Origin of the sequence: Paraburkholderia fungorum (assembly GCF_046026025.1) — a bacterium.
Classification (GTDB): Bacteria; Pseudomonadota; Gammaproteobacteria; order Burkholderiales; family Burkholderiaceae; genus Paraburkholderia; species Paraburkholderia fungorum_E.
Map to the genome: position 1 here is coordinate 36,678 of NZ_JAQQFL010000003.1, position 13,770 is coordinate 50,447.

At 62.7% G+C, this 13,770-nt stretch carries 15 protein-coding genes; 12 read left to right on the forward strand and 3 right to left on the reverse strand.

What is annotated here, in order from left to right; genetic code table 11:
* Positions 1-17 precede the first annotated feature (17 nt).
* Entirely contained in the window at positions 18-692 is a 675-nt protein-coding gene (locus tag PQR67_RS04340) for a DUF4410 domain-containing protein (protein WP_408454937.1), read from the forward strand.
* Between the two features lie 42 nt (positions 693-734).
* Here PQR67_RS04340 and PQR67_RS04345 read toward each other — a convergent pair whose 3' ends face one another.
* Together PQR67_RS04345 and PQR67_RS04350 are read right to left on the reverse strand one after the other, a co-directional pair.
* Positions 735-2,420 carry an acid phosphatase gene (locus tag PQR67_RS04345; protein ID WP_408454940.1) on the reverse strand — a complete coding sequence of 562 codons (1,686 nt, stop codon included), beginning with the start codon at positions 2,418-2,420 and terminating at the stop codon, positions 735-737.
* Positions 2,421-2,535: 115 nt separating this feature from the next.
* Complete coding sequence (locus PQR67_RS04350) at positions 2,536-2,823, reverse strand: hypothetical protein (protein WP_408454943.1); 288 nt, start codon at positions 2,821-2,823, stop codon at positions 2,536-2,538.
* Between the two features lie 226 nt (positions 2,824-3,049).
* Here PQR67_RS04350 and PQR67_RS04355 point away from each other — a divergent pair, with 226 nt between their 5' ends.
* Positions 3,050-4,021, forward strand: coding sequence for an IclR family transcriptional regulator (locus tag PQR67_RS04355; RefSeq protein ID WP_408454946.1), 972 nt, complete (start codon positions 3,050-3,052; stop codon positions 4,019-4,021).
* Between the two features lie 2 nt (positions 4,022-4,023).
* On the opposite strand, the gene PQR67_RS04360 is transcribed toward PQR67_RS04355, so the two are convergent.
* Positions 4,024-5,100, reverse strand: a complete 1,077-nt coding sequence (locus tag PQR67_RS04360) for a porin (RefSeq protein WP_408454949.1) — start codon at positions 5,098-5,100, stop codon at positions 4,024-4,026.
* A 441-nt stretch (positions 5,101-5,541) separates the two neighbouring features.
* On the opposite strand from PQR67_RS04360, the gene PQR67_RS04365 reads away from it, so the two are divergent.
* The 10 genes from PQR67_RS04365 to PQR67_RS04410 are packed head-to-tail and all read left to right on the forward strand — an operon-like array spanning position 5,542 to position 13,768.
* Positions 5,542-5,856, forward strand: a complete 315-nt coding sequence (locus PQR67_RS04365) for a non-heme iron oxygenase ferredoxin subunit (RefSeq protein ID WP_020068683.1) — start codon at positions 5,542-5,544, stop codon at positions 5,854-5,856.
* 1 nt (position 5,857) lies between these two features.
* Positions 5,858-6,169: a recombinase-like helix-turn-helix domain-containing protein gene (locus tag PQR67_RS04370; protein WP_408454952.1), complete on the forward strand. Its 312-nt coding sequence runs from the start codon at positions 5,858-5,860 to the stop codon at positions 6,167-6,169.
* A gap of 49 nt (positions 6,170-6,218) precedes the next feature.
* Positions 6,219-7,325 (forward strand): aromatic ring-hydroxylating dioxygenase subunit alpha, encoded by a 1,107-nt coding sequence (locus tag PQR67_RS04375; RefSeq protein WP_408454955.1) that lies wholly within the window; start codon positions 6,219-6,221, stop codon positions 7,323-7,325.
* Entirely contained in the window at positions 7,318-8,094 is a 777-nt protein-coding gene (locus PQR67_RS04380) for an SDR family oxidoreductase (protein ID WP_408454958.1), read from the forward strand. The genes PQR67_RS04375 and PQR67_RS04380 overlap by 8 nt, the downstream gene beginning before the upstream one ends.
* A gap of 26 nt (positions 8,095-8,120) precedes the next feature.
* Complete coding sequence (locus PQR67_RS04385) at positions 8,121-8,648, forward strand: cupin domain-containing protein (protein ID WP_408454961.1); 528 nt, start codon at positions 8,121-8,123, stop codon at positions 8,646-8,648.
* Positions 8,649-8,694: 46 nt separating this feature from the next.
* Positions 8,695-9,585 (forward strand): alpha/beta fold hydrolase, encoded by an 891-nt coding sequence (locus PQR67_RS04390; protein ID WP_408454964.1) that lies wholly within the window; start codon positions 8,695-8,697, stop codon positions 9,583-9,585.
* Positions 9,586-10,500: an IclR family transcriptional regulator gene (locus PQR67_RS04395; protein ID WP_408454967.1), complete on the forward strand. Its 915-nt coding sequence runs from the start codon at positions 9,586-9,588 to the stop codon at positions 10,498-10,500.
* The gene (locus PQR67_RS04400; protein ID WP_408454969.1) at positions 10,497-11,294 is read left to right on the forward strand and encodes an SDR family oxidoreductase; all 798 of its coding nucleotides are present in this window, start codon (positions 10,497-10,499) and stop codon (positions 11,292-11,294) included. Before PQR67_RS04395 ends, PQR67_RS04400 begins: the two co-directional genes overlap by 4 nt.
* A complete protein-coding gene (locus tag PQR67_RS04405) occupies positions 11,287-12,945 on the forward strand; it encodes a thiamine pyrophosphate-binding protein (RefSeq protein ID WP_408454972.1) in 1,659 nt (552 codons plus the stop codon). The genes PQR67_RS04400 and PQR67_RS04405 overlap by 8 nt, the downstream gene beginning before the upstream one ends.
* A complete protein-coding gene (locus tag PQR67_RS04410; protein ID WP_408454975.1) occupies positions 12,938-13,768 on the forward strand; it encodes an aspartate dehydrogenase in 831 nt (276 codons plus the stop codon). The genes PQR67_RS04405 and PQR67_RS04410 overlap by 8 nt, the downstream gene beginning before the upstream one ends.
* The last annotated feature ends 2 nt before the right edge of the window (positions 13,769-13,770 follow it).

A 13,770-nucleotide genomic window follows, 5' to 3' on the forward strand; every position in this document is an offset into this window, starting at 1 on the left:
ATTCGCGGAGGCGCGTCATGCTGCATCGATTTCTGCAACTCTCGATGGTGGCGGGATGTCTGGGCGCGGTATCGGCACTCGGTGCCGCCGCGGACAGCGCCCCCTTCGCAGCGCCGGCGCCGATTGTCTATGTGTCGGACTTCGAACTCGACGTGGCCAACGTGACGCCCGACAGCGGACCGGGGCAACGCGTGCGCCGCTTGCGCGGTCTGCTGCCCGCCGGCCCGGGACCGCTCGGCAAGGACAAGAATCCGCAGGACCATGCCAGGGACATCGTGAACGAAATGGCGGACGCGCTCACGGCGGATCTGAAAAAAGGCGGTGTCGATGCGCGCCGCATTGCGCCCGGCCAGCCCGCACCCGCTGCGGGCTGGCAAGTGCGAGGCGTGTTTCTGAGTGTCGACGACGGTAATCGTCTAAGACGCGCGATGGTCGGTTTTGGTGCAGGTCAGAACGATATTCAGGTCGCGGTGTCGTGCGACAGCTTGGGGGCGGCAAATTTGCCGCCGCTCTATCAGGCTGTCGAAGAGGCCGACAGCAAGGACAAGCCCGGCGCGGTGATCAAGCTCAATCCCTACGTGATCGCGGCCAAATTCGTGATGGCGGGCGGCGATGAGAAAAAGACGATCAAGAAAACCGCGCAGCAGATCTCGGATTCGGTGATCGCGAAACTGCACGGGGTGGCGCAGTGATTGACCACGGCGGTCCACCCCTTCGCGATAGGTAAAAGCGTCTCAGGCCAGATCGAGCGTACCGGTCAAATCGCCCAGTGGCGCCAGGCCATTTTGCGCAAATGCACGATCTCGCGCGGCCACCCCATCGAGTGGTGCCAGCCCATGCACGCGGCTGATCAGGCGAAGAATCGAATTGGTGTCGTACACCGTATGATCGACGTAGCCTTTCCTGGCCAGCGGCGAAATCACCAACGCGGGAATCCGCGACCCTGGCCCCCAACGGTCGCCCTTCGGCGGCGAGACCGGATCCCACCAGCCACCGTTTTCATCCACGGTGACGACCACGACCGTATTCGCCCACTGCGGGCCGCGCTGAATATGCTCGATGATCGTCGAGATGTGACGATCCCCCGATGCGACGTCCGCATACCCCGCGTGCATGTTCAGGTCGCCCTGCGGTTTGTAGAACGTGACCGCCGGCAAGCGCCCCGCATCGATATCGGCAATCAGTCGATTGGTGGAAGCGTCGTCGCCGAGGCCCGCATCGCGCAGATATTTGCGCCGGGCGGCCGTGCCCGGCGCGTAATTGGCGAAGTAGTTGAACGGCTGATGGTGGTACTGGAAGTCAGGCACCGCGCCCGTGTCCTGATGGTCCAGCGCGTACTGCCACGCGCCGCTGTACCAGGCCCAGTCGACCCCCTTGTCCGTCAGACGGTCGCCGATCGTCGCATAGTTTTGTGGCGGCATGACGCGCGGATTCGACGGGTCGGCGAACGCGGGATTGCCGCCTTCAGCCGCACGCACATTGCTCGGCTGGTAGGGCGGCGCCATCGTATTGACGGCGTAGCCGTCGGCGGTAAACGCGCCGTCGTTGACGAATTTCGGCGGGCCGTCGAGCGCGGACGCCGGCGAGTCGGCCGCCAGCTTGAGCCGCGTGCCGGTCGGGTCGTCGCCCTCGACCACCGAAACCATCTTCTTCGCCGGACTGTTGTGGATGTCGGGATAGAACGGCGCCTGCGCCGAGATCAGAAAAATGTGGTTCATCCACGAGCCGCCGAAGGCCGCCATGAAGAAGTTGTCGCACAGCGTGTACTGCTGCGCGAGATTCCACAGACGCAACGTGTCGGCGGAATTGCGGTAGTGCCCCATCACCAGGCCGCCGGAGTCGCCCCACGCGGCGAACTGATTGTTACGCCCGGCGTTGATCTGCATCTGGTTCTGATAGAAACGATGCACCAGATCGCGGGTAATCACGCCCGTCGGCAACGGTGCGCCCTGTGCGTCGGTGAGATGGAACGGGCCGTTGCGCAGGTGGCCGATGTCCTTCTGACCGATCATGTAGCGCTTGCCGTCCACCTCCTGCGCTTGCGGCACGAGGCCACCCCAGATTGCCGGCAGGCGCGGCAGCGGCGTCTTGCCGTCGCGATCGAGTTGCAGGGAACGCTCGGCGCTCACGGTATCGAGTGGATGCTGGATGCCCGGAAAGTTGCCGTACAGGTTCGCGAAACTGCGATTCTCGGCGTAGATCACCACGATCTGTTTGACCTGATCGTGAAGCGCGGCGTCGAGCCGTAAGTCCGCTGCGCTACGCGGCTTCGTGCCGCTCGCGGAATTTTGCTCGGTCGTGCAGCCGGTCAGCGCGAGTCCGATCCCGACCGCCGCGAGCCCGGTCAGGACACGGCGGCGTTCGGGATCGTCGGGGGCGTTGTCGGGGTTCGGCGGCAGGGTGGAGTCGTTGTCGGTCATCGGTCAGTTCCGAGGTTAGCGTGACGGGCGCATAACAGCCAGATAGTTGCCGCTCGGGGCGGCGTGCGCGCGGCACGGGGTTCAGGGTCGAGGTGGCCGGAAGGCCTGGGTGCGGCTAGGGTAATCGTCGCTTCACACGCCAACTGTTGTGCGTCGAATCGACCGCGAACAGAAGCCAATGTTTGGCATCCACGGGATGACGCCTGCGCGTCGCGTAACCGTCAACGGTCAATTCGAGTTCGTCGAAAGTCCGCCGATGACAGGTGGCATGCGCGCCGGAGCCGTCCGCGAATTCGACGATAGCCGCGGCCGCGCCGGCCGGTTCGGGCAGGTCCGCGATATGCACGGCGCAGCCCGGATAAAGATGTGAGTCGGCAACCTGGATCTGGACGGAATCGGACATGAGCGGGGCCTCCGGACACCTGGCGGGAGCCAAAGCGCGGCGGTGAGACCTCGCGCGGTGGACCGCTGCACAGGATAGCATCGCGCAACGCGCTGAAGGTGACGCGGGAGGCATGGAGCGCCACACCCGAGCGTACCGTCTGCCGCACGTCTTGATGACTGATCGCCGCGTGCTTCGCGCTATCATGCTGATCTGTACCCGATGAACAGCAGAAACGGCAGCCAAGATGGCAAAAGAAGAGCAGACAGGAGCGGGACGCAAGCAAGCAAAGCCTCGTGGCGCGACCGTCCCGGCTTCGCAGGACGAAGCGGCGTTGTCTCACGCGCAAGGCGCTGATTCAGCCGATTCGACTGATGAAGAGAGCGCCGGCGGATCAACCTATCTCGTGCCAGGGCTGGAGCGCGGCCTGCGCATCCTCGCGGAATTCAGCGCGCGCGAGCCGATTCTGGGCGCGCCCGAATTGTCGAAACGCATCGGCATTCCGCGCACCACCACATTTCGTCTGCTGCAAACGCTTGAGGCGTTAGGCTTTCTCGAGCGGGTGAACGGCGACCGCTATTTCCGTTTGAGCGTCGCGGTGTTGCGGCTCGGTTTCGAATACTTGAGTTCGCTCGAACTCACCGACGTCGGCACGCCGATTCTCGAACGTTTGCGCGACGCAACCGGCCTCAGCACGCATCTGCTGATCCGCGACCAGCGCGACGTGGTGTTCGTCGCCAAGGCGCAAACCCATGAGCCGATGTTCAGTTCGGTGAAGGTGCATGTCGGCACGCGCCTGCCCGCGCATGCCACCGTCCATGGTCAGGTGCTGATGGGCGATTTGAGTTTCGAAGAATTGCGCCACCTGTATCCCGAGCCGCAACTCGAACGTTTCACCGAGCGCACGCCCGCGACTGTCGAAGAACTGTATGGACGCGTGCGCGAAAGCGCGGCGCTTGGCTATGCATTGAGCGAGGCGTCTTTTGAACGGGGCATTTCGGTCGTGAGCGCGCCGGTGCGCGATCAAAGCGGCAAGATCACGGCCGCTCTGACGGTCACCATTCCGCGTTCCGACATCGGCGAAGCGGAAGAACGCGAGCCGCTCATCATCGCGGTTTGCCAGGCGGCGCTCGAGTTGTCCGAGCGTCTCAGCTATCGTCCGCGGCCGGACGATCCGACCGCGGCTCAAGCGCGCCGCAGACTGATTGCGGCAAACTGATATCAGAACGAGTGGTGGATACCCGTCAGGAAAATCGTCTGGTTCCGGCCACTCGACACCCCCGCCGTAAAGAACGCGGCGTCTGTATTCGAGCCCGCGCGCTCATATAGCGCATTCACATACAACTGTGTCGACTTCGACAGCGAGTAGATATCGCCGATCTCGAACTGCGTCCAGCGATGGCCCGCCAACGTCGTCGTCGCCGCGCCGCCCGCGACTGTGTTGAACGGCGTGAACTGATAATTCGCGCCCACGTCGTAGCTCTGGTACGTATCCGAATGACCGGACGATTCCAGTTTCACACGCGTGTACAAACCGTGCACCAGCAGCTTGCCGAACTGGTATGACGCGCCGGCGCCCATGTTCTCGACCTTGTCGGCCGTGTAGTTCGCCGAGGCGACACCCTGGAAGCTGGCGATGCCCGTTGTCACGATCGACGGCGTACGGTCATGCTCGTTCGCATAGGTCGCGCCGGCCTTGAACGGGCCGTTCGCATAACTAAGCGCAAAGCTCAGTGTCTTGCCGGTGGAGAAATTGGTCGTGTTGCCGAGACCCATCATCGCGCCGACCGAGAAGCCGGCAAAACTCGCGGAGCGAAACTTCACTGAGTTGTCGAACGGCACCACGCCGGTGTCGGCGAGTTCGTCGATGTTGCCGGGGTGGAACGCATACCAGCTCGCGGCCAGGTACGCCGTGCTAAACGGGTCCAGCACGTCGAAGCTGAACGGCGTTTGATGACCCAGCGTCACTGTGCCGATCTGATCCGAACTTAAGCCCACAAACGCCTGGCGATTGAACAGCGTGCCCGCTTTGGCGAATGCGCCCGTGTTCGTATAGAAGCCATTTTCAAGCTGAAAAACCGTCTTCAGACCGCCACCCAGATCCTCGACGCCCTTCAGGCCCCAGCGGTCCGGCTGCATGTTGCCTTGCTCCTCGATCCACTTCGAACTGCCGCCTGCATTGCTGATATACGCGATACCGGCATCCAGGCTGCCGTATAGCGTCACGCTGCTTTGCGCCCATGCGCCAGTCGTTGCGCAGATTGCCGTCAAGCCGGCCGCCGCAATGATGTGCTTCACCGTTGGTTCTCCTGATCACACGACGGATAGCTCGCGCCGAATTCGTCGTCCCTGATCCTTTGCTTTGGGTTGAATGCAGCTTCGGGTTTATGCGCCAAAACTGCGTCGCTCTGTGTTCCACCTATGGGCGTTTGTATCGCCTATGGAAAAGTATAGTGAGTCTGGAAGTGGTCAAAATAAATTTTCGGACCCCGTACAAACCCGCATGAGCATCTCGGGATTTGTCTGAAAATAATGAACAAACTCATACCCATAAAGGCTCTCCAGCCGCTACAGCTATCTATGCCGCTTCACGCAAAGCTGTGTCGCGAACACGACAGTCGGTGTTTTCCCCTACCAACCCAGATTTTTATTTTCTCAAGTCAAAGCCACTCCTATAATTATCCATACACGAACTGATGTTCCTTGTATGGAACATAGAGCTTCAGGAGAAGGCGAGAAATGACTGAACAATGGCGCTGCGCCGGCCATGCCGGCGACCTGTCCGAAGACGCGCCGCTCGAGTTCAAACTCGACGGCACGGAAATCGGCATCTACAAGGTGGGCGATGCGCTGTACGCGCTGGAAAACGTCTGCCCTCATGCGTACGCATTGCTGACGCAGGGCTTTGTCGACGGCGACACCGTCGAATGTCCGCTGCACGAAGCCGTGTTCCATATCCCGACCGGCAAATGCCTGAAAGAGCCCGGAGGCCGCGACCTGAAGATGTATTCGGTACGTCTCGCCGGCGAAGAAATCCAGATCAAGGTGGAATGACATGCGAGAGCAAACCGTGAACTTCAATCCCTTCCTGAAGCCGTGGCTTGCGCCGCAGCCGAACAACGTTGCAGGCAAGGGCGTGATTGAAAAGCCGGGCGAGACGGAAAACTTCATCTGGCAAACGCGTAAGGCCGATCCGACCCAGTACGAAAACGATTTTGGCGATGCGCTCGAAAAGGTGTTCGAAGCCGGCGCGAGCGAGTTGCAGGAAGTCGTCGACGGGTTGAACCGGGTCGGTTTCCGCACCCCGGAAGGCAATACGTGGGACGCCGAGCGTCTCGCCGCCGAATTCCGTCTGCTCGCCGAATAAGCGCGCTTTTCCGAACACGTCTCATCGCTTCCGTCTCCGGAGTCTCTTTATGACGTCCCCCAATACAACGACTCAAGGCGCGGCCGACCCGATCCAGTCCTATCTGAACCGTGGCCTGCGCAATTACTGGTATCCCGTCGCACCGAGCTGGCAGGTCGGCGACGCGCCGGTCGGCATCACGCGCCTCGGCGACCAGATCGTGCTGTGGCGCGACAAGGAAGGCAAAGTGCGCGCGCTCGAAGACCGCTGCCCGCACCGCGGCGCGCGTCTGTCGCTGGGCTGGAACCTCGGCGGCAGCGTCGCGTGCTGGTATCACGGCATTGAAATCGACGGCGGCGGCACGGTCACGAAAGTCCCGGCGGTCTCGAACTGCCCGCTGGAAGGCCAGAAGTGCGTGAAGTCGTATCCGGTCGAAGAGCACGCTGGCGCGATCTTTCTGTGGTTCGGCGACGACGCCCACAAAGAACCCACCCCGCTCGTATTGCCGGAAGAACTGGTCGGCGAGGAATACGCGAACTTCCTGTGCATGTCGAACTGGAAGTGCAATTACCAGTACGCGATCGACAACGTGATGGACCCGATGCACGGCGCGTATCTGCACGCGACGTCGCACTCGATGGCCGAAGGCGACAAGCAGGCCGACATGCGTGTGCGCAAGACGGAAACCGGTCTGATGTTCGAAAAGGTCGGCCAGCGCGATGTGAACTTCGACTGGGTCGAACTCGGCGAAACCGGCGCGCTGTGGATGCGCCTCGCGATTCCGTACAAGAAGAAGTTCGGCCCGGGCGGCAACTTCGGGATCATCGGCTTTGCTACGCCGGTCGACGAAAACAACTGCCAGGTCTACTTCTGGCGCACGCGCAAGGTGTCGGGCTGGCGGCGCGACGCGTGGCGCTTCATGTATCGCAACCGTCTCGAAGGCCTGCATTGGGCCGTGCTGGAACAGGACCGCTATGTGCTCGAAAGCATGGCGCCGAATGCACGCGAGCATGAATTCCTCTATCAGCACGACGTCGGCATGACGCGTGTGCGCCGCATGTTCCGTCAGCGCGCGCAGCAGCATTTCGCTGAACTGGATGCACATCGCGCTGAAGCCGCTCAGGCCGCTGAAGCCGGTACAGCCCAAAACGAAGCAGCAGGCCACAGCCATGCATAACGAAGCGTCACCGGCATTGCCGGCACTCCACGGCCGGCGCGTCCTCGTGACGGGCGGCGCGCGCGGTCTCGGCGCAGCGTTCGTCCGCTCGCTGGTGCAAGCGGATGCGCACGTGGTGTTCGGCGACGTGCTGCATGACGAAGGCCGTGCGCTCGCCGCATCGCTGGTCGAGCAAGGCGGCGCGGTGACATATCTGCCGCTCGATCTCGCCGACCCCGTCAGCATCAGGCAGTTCGCCGATGAGGCCGTGGCGCAACTCGGCGGTCTCGACGCACTGATCAACAACGCGGCGATCACCAACTCGGGTGGCAAGTTTGCCGACGAGTTGTCGGTCGACACGTGGGACGCCGTGATGAACGTCAACGTGCGCGGCACGTGGCTCATGAGTACCGCCGCGCTGCCGTATCTGCGCGACTCGGGCCGCGGCAGCATCGTCAATATCGCTTCGGATACGGCGATGTGGGGCGCGCCGAAGTTGCTCGCGTATGTCGCGAGCAAGGGCGCGGTGATTTCAATGACCCGCTCGCTGGCGCGCGAATTCGGCGCCCACGGCGTGACTGTGAACGCGATCGCCCCGGGTCTCACCGAGGTCGAAGCCACCGCTTACGTGCCTGCCGAGCGTCACCAGTATTACCTGCAAGGCCGCGCGCTGACGCGCGCACAAGTGCCCGACGACGTCACCGGGCCCGTGCTGTTCCTGTTGTCCGATGCCGCGCGCTTCGTGACTGGCCAGTTGCTGCCGGTCAACGGCGGCTTCGTGATGAATTGATCTTGTCGAATCGAAAGGAGAAAGAGATGGCGGATGCCGAACTCGAACGCAAATCGTGGGAACAACCCGCGGACGCGAGCTTTGCACAATGGCTGGACGGCCGCGTTGCGCGCCTCGAAACGCGCCGTTATGACTGGGATGCCCTCAAGTTCCAGGCCGACTACGACCCGAAGTATCGCCGCGCGCAAATGCGCTATGTCGGCACGGGTGGCACGGGCGTCGTGAAGGATATGAACACGGTACCGGCGGGCGGCTTCACGTTTTCGACCATGGTGATTCCGGCCGGCAACATCGGTCCGAGCCATATTCATATGGACGTCGAAGAAATTTTCTTCGTGCTGCGTGGCCAGATGAAAGTGATCTGCGAGAAAGACGGCGAGACGTGGGAAGCCGTGCTGGGCGAACGCGATCTGATTTCGGTGCCACCGGGCGTGTACCGCACGGAAGTGAATATCGGCGAAGAAGACGCGTTGATGTGCGTGATGCTCGGTGCCGCCAAGCCGATTACGCCGACGTATCCGCCGGATTCGCCGTTGGCCAGGCTCAAGCGCTAAGCCTTCGGCTACCCGCGCCGTTTTGAAAACACCCGCGAAGGAAATCATGTCCGCAGTTCCGTCCACTACCGTCGATCAGAACGCTACGCTCGAAGCGCGCCTTGCACGCTTTCCCGCGCAGCAGGTCTGGCTGGCATCGCAACGCGCGGTGAGTTATCGCGATGTGGATAGCGCCGAAAGCGAAGCGCTGCCTTTGGTGCTGCTTCACGGTATCGGATCGGGAGCCGCTTCATGGGGGCAGCAATTTGAGGCGATGGGCGAAACGCGCCGCGTGCTCGCGTGGGATGCGCCGGGGTATGGCGCGTCGACACCCGTAGAAGCCGATTCACCTGTCGCAAGCGATTACGCAAGCGTATTGAAGGAATGGCTCGACGCGCTTGGCATTGAACGCTGCGTGCTGCTGGGTCATTCGCTTGGCGCGATTATCGCCGGCGCGTTTGCCGTGACGAATCCGCAGCGCGTGGCGGGCTTGCTTCTGTTGTCGCCGGCGGGTGGATATGGCGCTGCGCCGGCGCAAGTGCGTGAGACCAAACGCGATCAACGCCTCGCCATGATTAACGAACTCGGCCCGCAAGGTCTCGCGGAAAAACGCAGCGCCAACATGGTGTCCGCGAACGCAAGCGACGAAGCGCGCGCGTGGGTGCGCTGGAACATGTCGCACGTGATCCCGCACGGCTATGCGCAAGCAACGCATCTGCTCGCGAACGCCGATCTCGCCAGCGACCTCGCACGCTACAGAGGGCGCCTTAGCATCGCGGTCGGCGCGGACGACGCCATCACGCCGCCTGAAGCCTGCGAGCGACTCGCTCTAGCCGGCGCCACGAAACTGCAGGTCGTGCCACGCGCGGGACATGCCGGTTATATCGAAGCACCCGCCGCGTACACCGCGATCATCGACACGTTCTGTCGCGCGAGCGACGGACAACGGAGCCAATGAATGACGCCCGACACGCCCGCCACCATTAACGCCGAGCGCGACGCGGACTACAGCGACCGCAGCGACCGCAGCGACGCAGACACGAACAGCGATATCAGCTATCGCGTGCCGGGTCTCGAGCGCGGTTTGAAGATTCTGACGGAGTTCTCGCCGCGCGAGCCGGTTCTTGGGGCACCGGAATTATCAAAGCGCCTGAAGATTCCCCGCACGACAGTGTTCCGCTTGCTGCAAACGCTCGAGTCGCTCGGCTTTCTCGAGCGCGCCGATAAAGACCGCAACTATCGCCTCGGCGTCGCGGTGCTGCGGCTCGGTTTCGAGTATCTGAGCTCGCTTGAACTGACCGACCTTGGTTTGCCGATCATCGAAGCATTGCGCAACGACACCGGCCTCACGAGTCACATCGTGATTCGCGATGGACGCGACGTCGTGTTCGTCGCCAAAGCGCAAAGCCATGCGCCGATTTTCAGCTCGGTGAAGGTGAATGTCGGCACGCGTCTGCCGGCCTACGCGACGACACACGGCCAGGTGCTGATGGGCGACATGACGCTCGACGAGTTGAAGAAACTCTATCCCGAGCCGGAACTGGAACGCTTCACGAAGCAAACGCCGGCCACGATCGACGATTTGTATGAGCGGATTCGCGACGACGCCAAACGCGGCTACGCGATCAGCGAGTCGTCGTTCGAACGCGGCATTTCAGTGGTGAGCGCACCGGTGCGCAACGACACCGGCCGCATCGTCGCGGTGATTACGACCACGATTCCGCGCCACGAGATCGACGCCTCGCTGCTCGACAGCGGTCTGATCGACAAGGTCCGGCGCGCGGCCGACGAACTCTCGCAGCGGCTCAACTATCGGCCGAAGGGCAGCCCGAACGCGGGTACGAAATACATGAAGGCACTGGGGCTCAAATGATTCAATTCGACTTGACTGGGCAGGTAGCGGTGGTGACGGGCGGCTCATCCGGCATCGGCCTTGCGACCGCCGAACTGTTTCTGCGCGCAGGCGCCTCGGTTGCGATCTGCGGACGCGACACCGAACGCCTCGCGCAAGCCGAAGCGTCATTGAAGGCGCGGTTTCCGCAAGCGCAATTGCTGACGCATACCTGCGACGTACTCGACGCCGACGAAGTCGCTGCATTTGCTCAAGCGGTGCAAACACGCTTTGGCCGCACCGACATGCTGGTGAACAATGCCGGTCAGGGTCGCGTGTCGACTTTCGCCGACACCACCGACGACGCCTGGCGCGAAGAACTCGATCTGAAGTACTTCAGCGTGATCCGCCCCACCCGCGCATTTCTGCCGATGCTGCGCGACGCTGCAAACCCGACGGTGGTTTGCGTGAACTCGCTGCTGGCACTGCAACCCGAGCCGCATATGGTGGCGACTTCGTCGGCGCGCGCCGGCGTGCTGAGTCTCATCAAATCGCTCGCGGTCGAACTCGCGCCGCAACGTATCCGCGTGAATTCGATTCTGATCGGCATCGTCGAATCGGGCCAATGGCGCCGCCGTTACGCGAAAGAAGCGCAGCCGGGCCAGAGCTGGGAAGACTGGACCGCCGAACTGGCACGCAAGAAAAACATTCCGCTAGGCCGCTTCGGTCGCCCCGAAGAAGCCGCACAAGCGCTCTTTTACCTGGCTACGACGCTGTCGTCCTATACGACGGGCAGCCACATCGATGTTTCTGGAGGCGTTGCACGACATGTCTAACACAACCACCGTTGGCGAACTGATCGCCGCTTTTCTCGAACAATGTGGCGTTCAAACCGCATTCGGCGTGATCTCGATCCACAACATGCCGATTCTCGACGCGATCCACAATCGCGGCAAGATTCGCTATGTCGGCGCACGCGGCGAAGCCGGTGCGGTGAATATGGCCGATGGTCTCGCGCGTGTCTCCGGTGGTCTCGGCGTCGCGTTCACCAGCACCGGCACCGCTGCGGGTAATGCAGCGGGTGCGATGGTCGAAGCACTGACGGCGGGGACGGCGCTTCTGCACATTACCGGTCAGATCGAAACGGAATATCTCGACAAGGATCTCGCGTACATCCACGAAGCACCCGATCAATTGTCGATGCTGCAGTCGATTTCGAAGGCGGCGTTCCGCGTGCGTTCGGTCGAAACCGCGCTGCCGACGATCCGCGAAGCCGTGCGTGTCGCGCAAACGGCGCCGAGCGGCCCGGTCAGCGTCGAAATTCCAATCGACATTCAGGCGGCCGAAATCGAATGGCCCGCCGATCTGGCGGCGCCGCATGTCACCACGCTCACGCATTGCAGTGCGCGTGTCGCACAACTCGCGGATCAACTGGCGAATGCGAAGCGTCCGCTCCTGTGGCTCGGCGGCGGCACGCGTCATGCACGGGCTGCCGTTGAACGTCTCGTGGCGTTGGGCTTTGGTGTGGTGACGAGTGTGCAAGGCCGCGGCGTACTGCCGGAAGATCATCCGGCAACGCTGGGCGCGTTCAACGTGCATGCCGCCGTCGAAAGCTTCTACAAGACTTGCGATGCGTTGGTGGTAGTCGGTTCGCGTCTGCGTGGCAATGAAACGCTGAAGTACAAGCTGGCGCTGCCGGAACCGTTGTATCGCATCGACGCGGACGCGCTGGCCGACAACCGCGGCTATCGCAACGATATGTTCGTGCACGGCGATGCATCGGCGGTACTCGAAGAACTCGCGACGTTGCTCGAAGGCCGTCTGCAGGTCGATCCGGCATTCACCCAGGATCTGACCGCCGCCCGCGAAAGCGCCGTCGCCGATGTGGGCAAGGGCCTCGGCCCGTACAAGCGCCTCGTCGACGCGCTGCAACAGGCCGTGGGTCGCGACTACAACTGGGTGCGCGACGTCACGATCTCGAACAGCACGTGGGGCAACCGCATGCTGAAGATTTTCTCGCCGCGCGCAGGCGTTCATGCACTTGGCGGCGGCATTGGCCAGGGCATGCAAATGGGTATCGGCGCGGCGCTCGCCGGCAATGCCGCTAAAACCGTGTGCCTGGTCGGCGACGGCGGCCTGATGGTGAACGTCGGCGAACTCGCAACGGCCGTGCAGGAAAACGCCAACGTGATGATCGTGCTGATGAACGACCAGTGCTACGGCGTGATCCGCAACATTCAGGACGCGCAATACGGCGGCCGTCGCTGCTACGTCGATCTGCACCAGCCGGATTTCGCGCAGTTCTGCGAAAGCCTGAAGCTGACGCATTACCGCATCAAATCGCTCGACCAGGCCGAGGAGATCATCCGCGAAGGCATGGCGAAGACGGGCCCCGTGCTGGTCGAAGTGGACATGCTGTCGGTCGGCTCGTTCGCTACCGCGTTCGCGGGGCCGCCGGTCAAGGAAAAGGAGCCGGAACATGCATGAACCCGGCTACGCAGGGCATCACGCACCCGTCGACGTCGCGATGATCGGTTTCGGCGCGATCGGCCAGGCCGTGTATCGCTCGGTCGAGTCCGACCCGACGGTGCGCGTGTCGCACGTGATCGTGCCGGAGCGCCACATGGCGTCCGTGCGTGACGTGGTGGGCGCGTCGGTCGACGTGGTCTCGTCGGTGTCCGCGTTGAGCAGCCACCCGCATTTCGCGCTGGAATGCGCGGGGCACAGCGCGCTGGTCGATCACGTGGTGCCGCTGCTGAAAGCCGGTACGGATTGCGCGGTGGCCTCGATCGGCGCGCTGTCCGACATGATGTTGCTCGATGCGCTTGCCGCCGCGGCCGATCAAGGCGACGCGACGTTGACGTTGCTGTCAGGTGCGATCGGCGGCGTGGATGCGTTGTCCGCCGCCAAGTTGGGCGGCCTCGACGAAGTGCTGTACACGGGCCGCAAGCCGCCCACGGGTTGGCTCGGCACGCCCGCGGAGCAGGTCTGCAATCTGCACGCGTTGAGCGAAGAGACCGTGATTTTCGAAGGCAGCGCGCGCGAAGCGGCGCGCCTGTACCCGAAAAACGCCAACGTCGCCGCGACGATCGCGCTGGCCGGCCTGGGTCTGGATCACACCACGGTCCGCCTGATCGCCGACCCGAACGCGACGCGCAACGTCCACCGGATCGTGGCGCGCGGCGCATTCGGCGAGATGTCGCTGGAAATGTGCGGCAAGCCGCTGCCGGACAACCCCAAGACGTCCGCATTGACCGCGTTCAGCGCGATTCGGGCGCTCCGCAATCGCGCGGCCCGTTGCGTGATTTAAGA

Bases quoted from the DNA above. Each gene is read 5' to 3' on its own strand.
- PQR67_RS04340 (WP_408454937.1), top strand. From the start codon at position 18: ATGCTGCATCGATTTCTGCAACTCTCGATGGTGGCGGGATGTCTGGGC.
- PQR67_RS04345 (WP_408454940.1), bottom strand. From the start codon at position 2,420: ATGACCGACAACGACTCCACCCTGCCGCCGAACCCCGACAACGCCCCC.
- PQR67_RS04350 (WP_408454943.1), bottom strand. From the start codon at position 2,823: ATGTCCGATTCCGTCCAGATCCAGGTTGCCGACTCACATCTTTATCCG.
- PQR67_RS04355 (WP_408454946.1), top strand. From the start codon at position 3,050: ATGGCAAAAGAAGAGCAGACAGGAGCGGGACGCAAGCAAGCAAAGCCT.
- PQR67_RS04365 (WP_020068683.1), top strand. From the start codon at position 5,542: ATGACTGAACAATGGCGCTGCGCCGGCCATGCCGGCGACCTGTCCGAA.
- PQR67_RS04370 (WP_408454952.1), top strand. From the start codon at position 5,858: ATGCGAGAGCAAACCGTGAACTTCAATCCCTTCCTGAAGCCGTGGCTT.
- PQR67_RS04375 (WP_408454955.1), top strand. From the start codon at position 6,219: ATGACGTCCCCCAATACAACGACTCAAGGCGCGGCCGACCCGATCCAG.
- PQR67_RS04380 (WP_408454958.1), top strand. From the start codon at position 7,318: ATGCATAACGAAGCGTCACCGGCATTGCCGGCACTCCACGGCCGGCGC.
- PQR67_RS04385 (WP_408454961.1), top strand. From the start codon at position 8,121: ATGGCGGATGCCGAACTCGAACGCAAATCGTGGGAACAACCCGCGGAC.
- PQR67_RS04390 (WP_408454964.1), top strand. From the start codon at position 8,695: ATGTCCGCAGTTCCGTCCACTACCGTCGATCAGAACGCTACGCTCGAA.
- PQR67_RS04395 (WP_408454967.1), top strand. From the start codon at position 9,586: ATGACGCCCGACACGCCCGCCACCATTAACGCCGAGCGCGACGCGGAC.
- PQR67_RS04400 (WP_408454969.1), top strand. From the start codon at position 10,497: ATGATTCAATTCGACTTGACTGGGCAGGTAGCGGTGGTGACGGGCGGC.
- PQR67_RS04405 (WP_408454972.1), top strand. From the start codon at position 11,287: ATGTCTAACACAACCACCGTTGGCGAACTGATCGCCGCTTTTCTCGAA.
- PQR67_RS04410 (WP_408454975.1), top strand. From the start codon at position 12,938: ATGCATGAACCCGGCTACGCAGGGCATCACGCACCCGTCGACGTCGCG.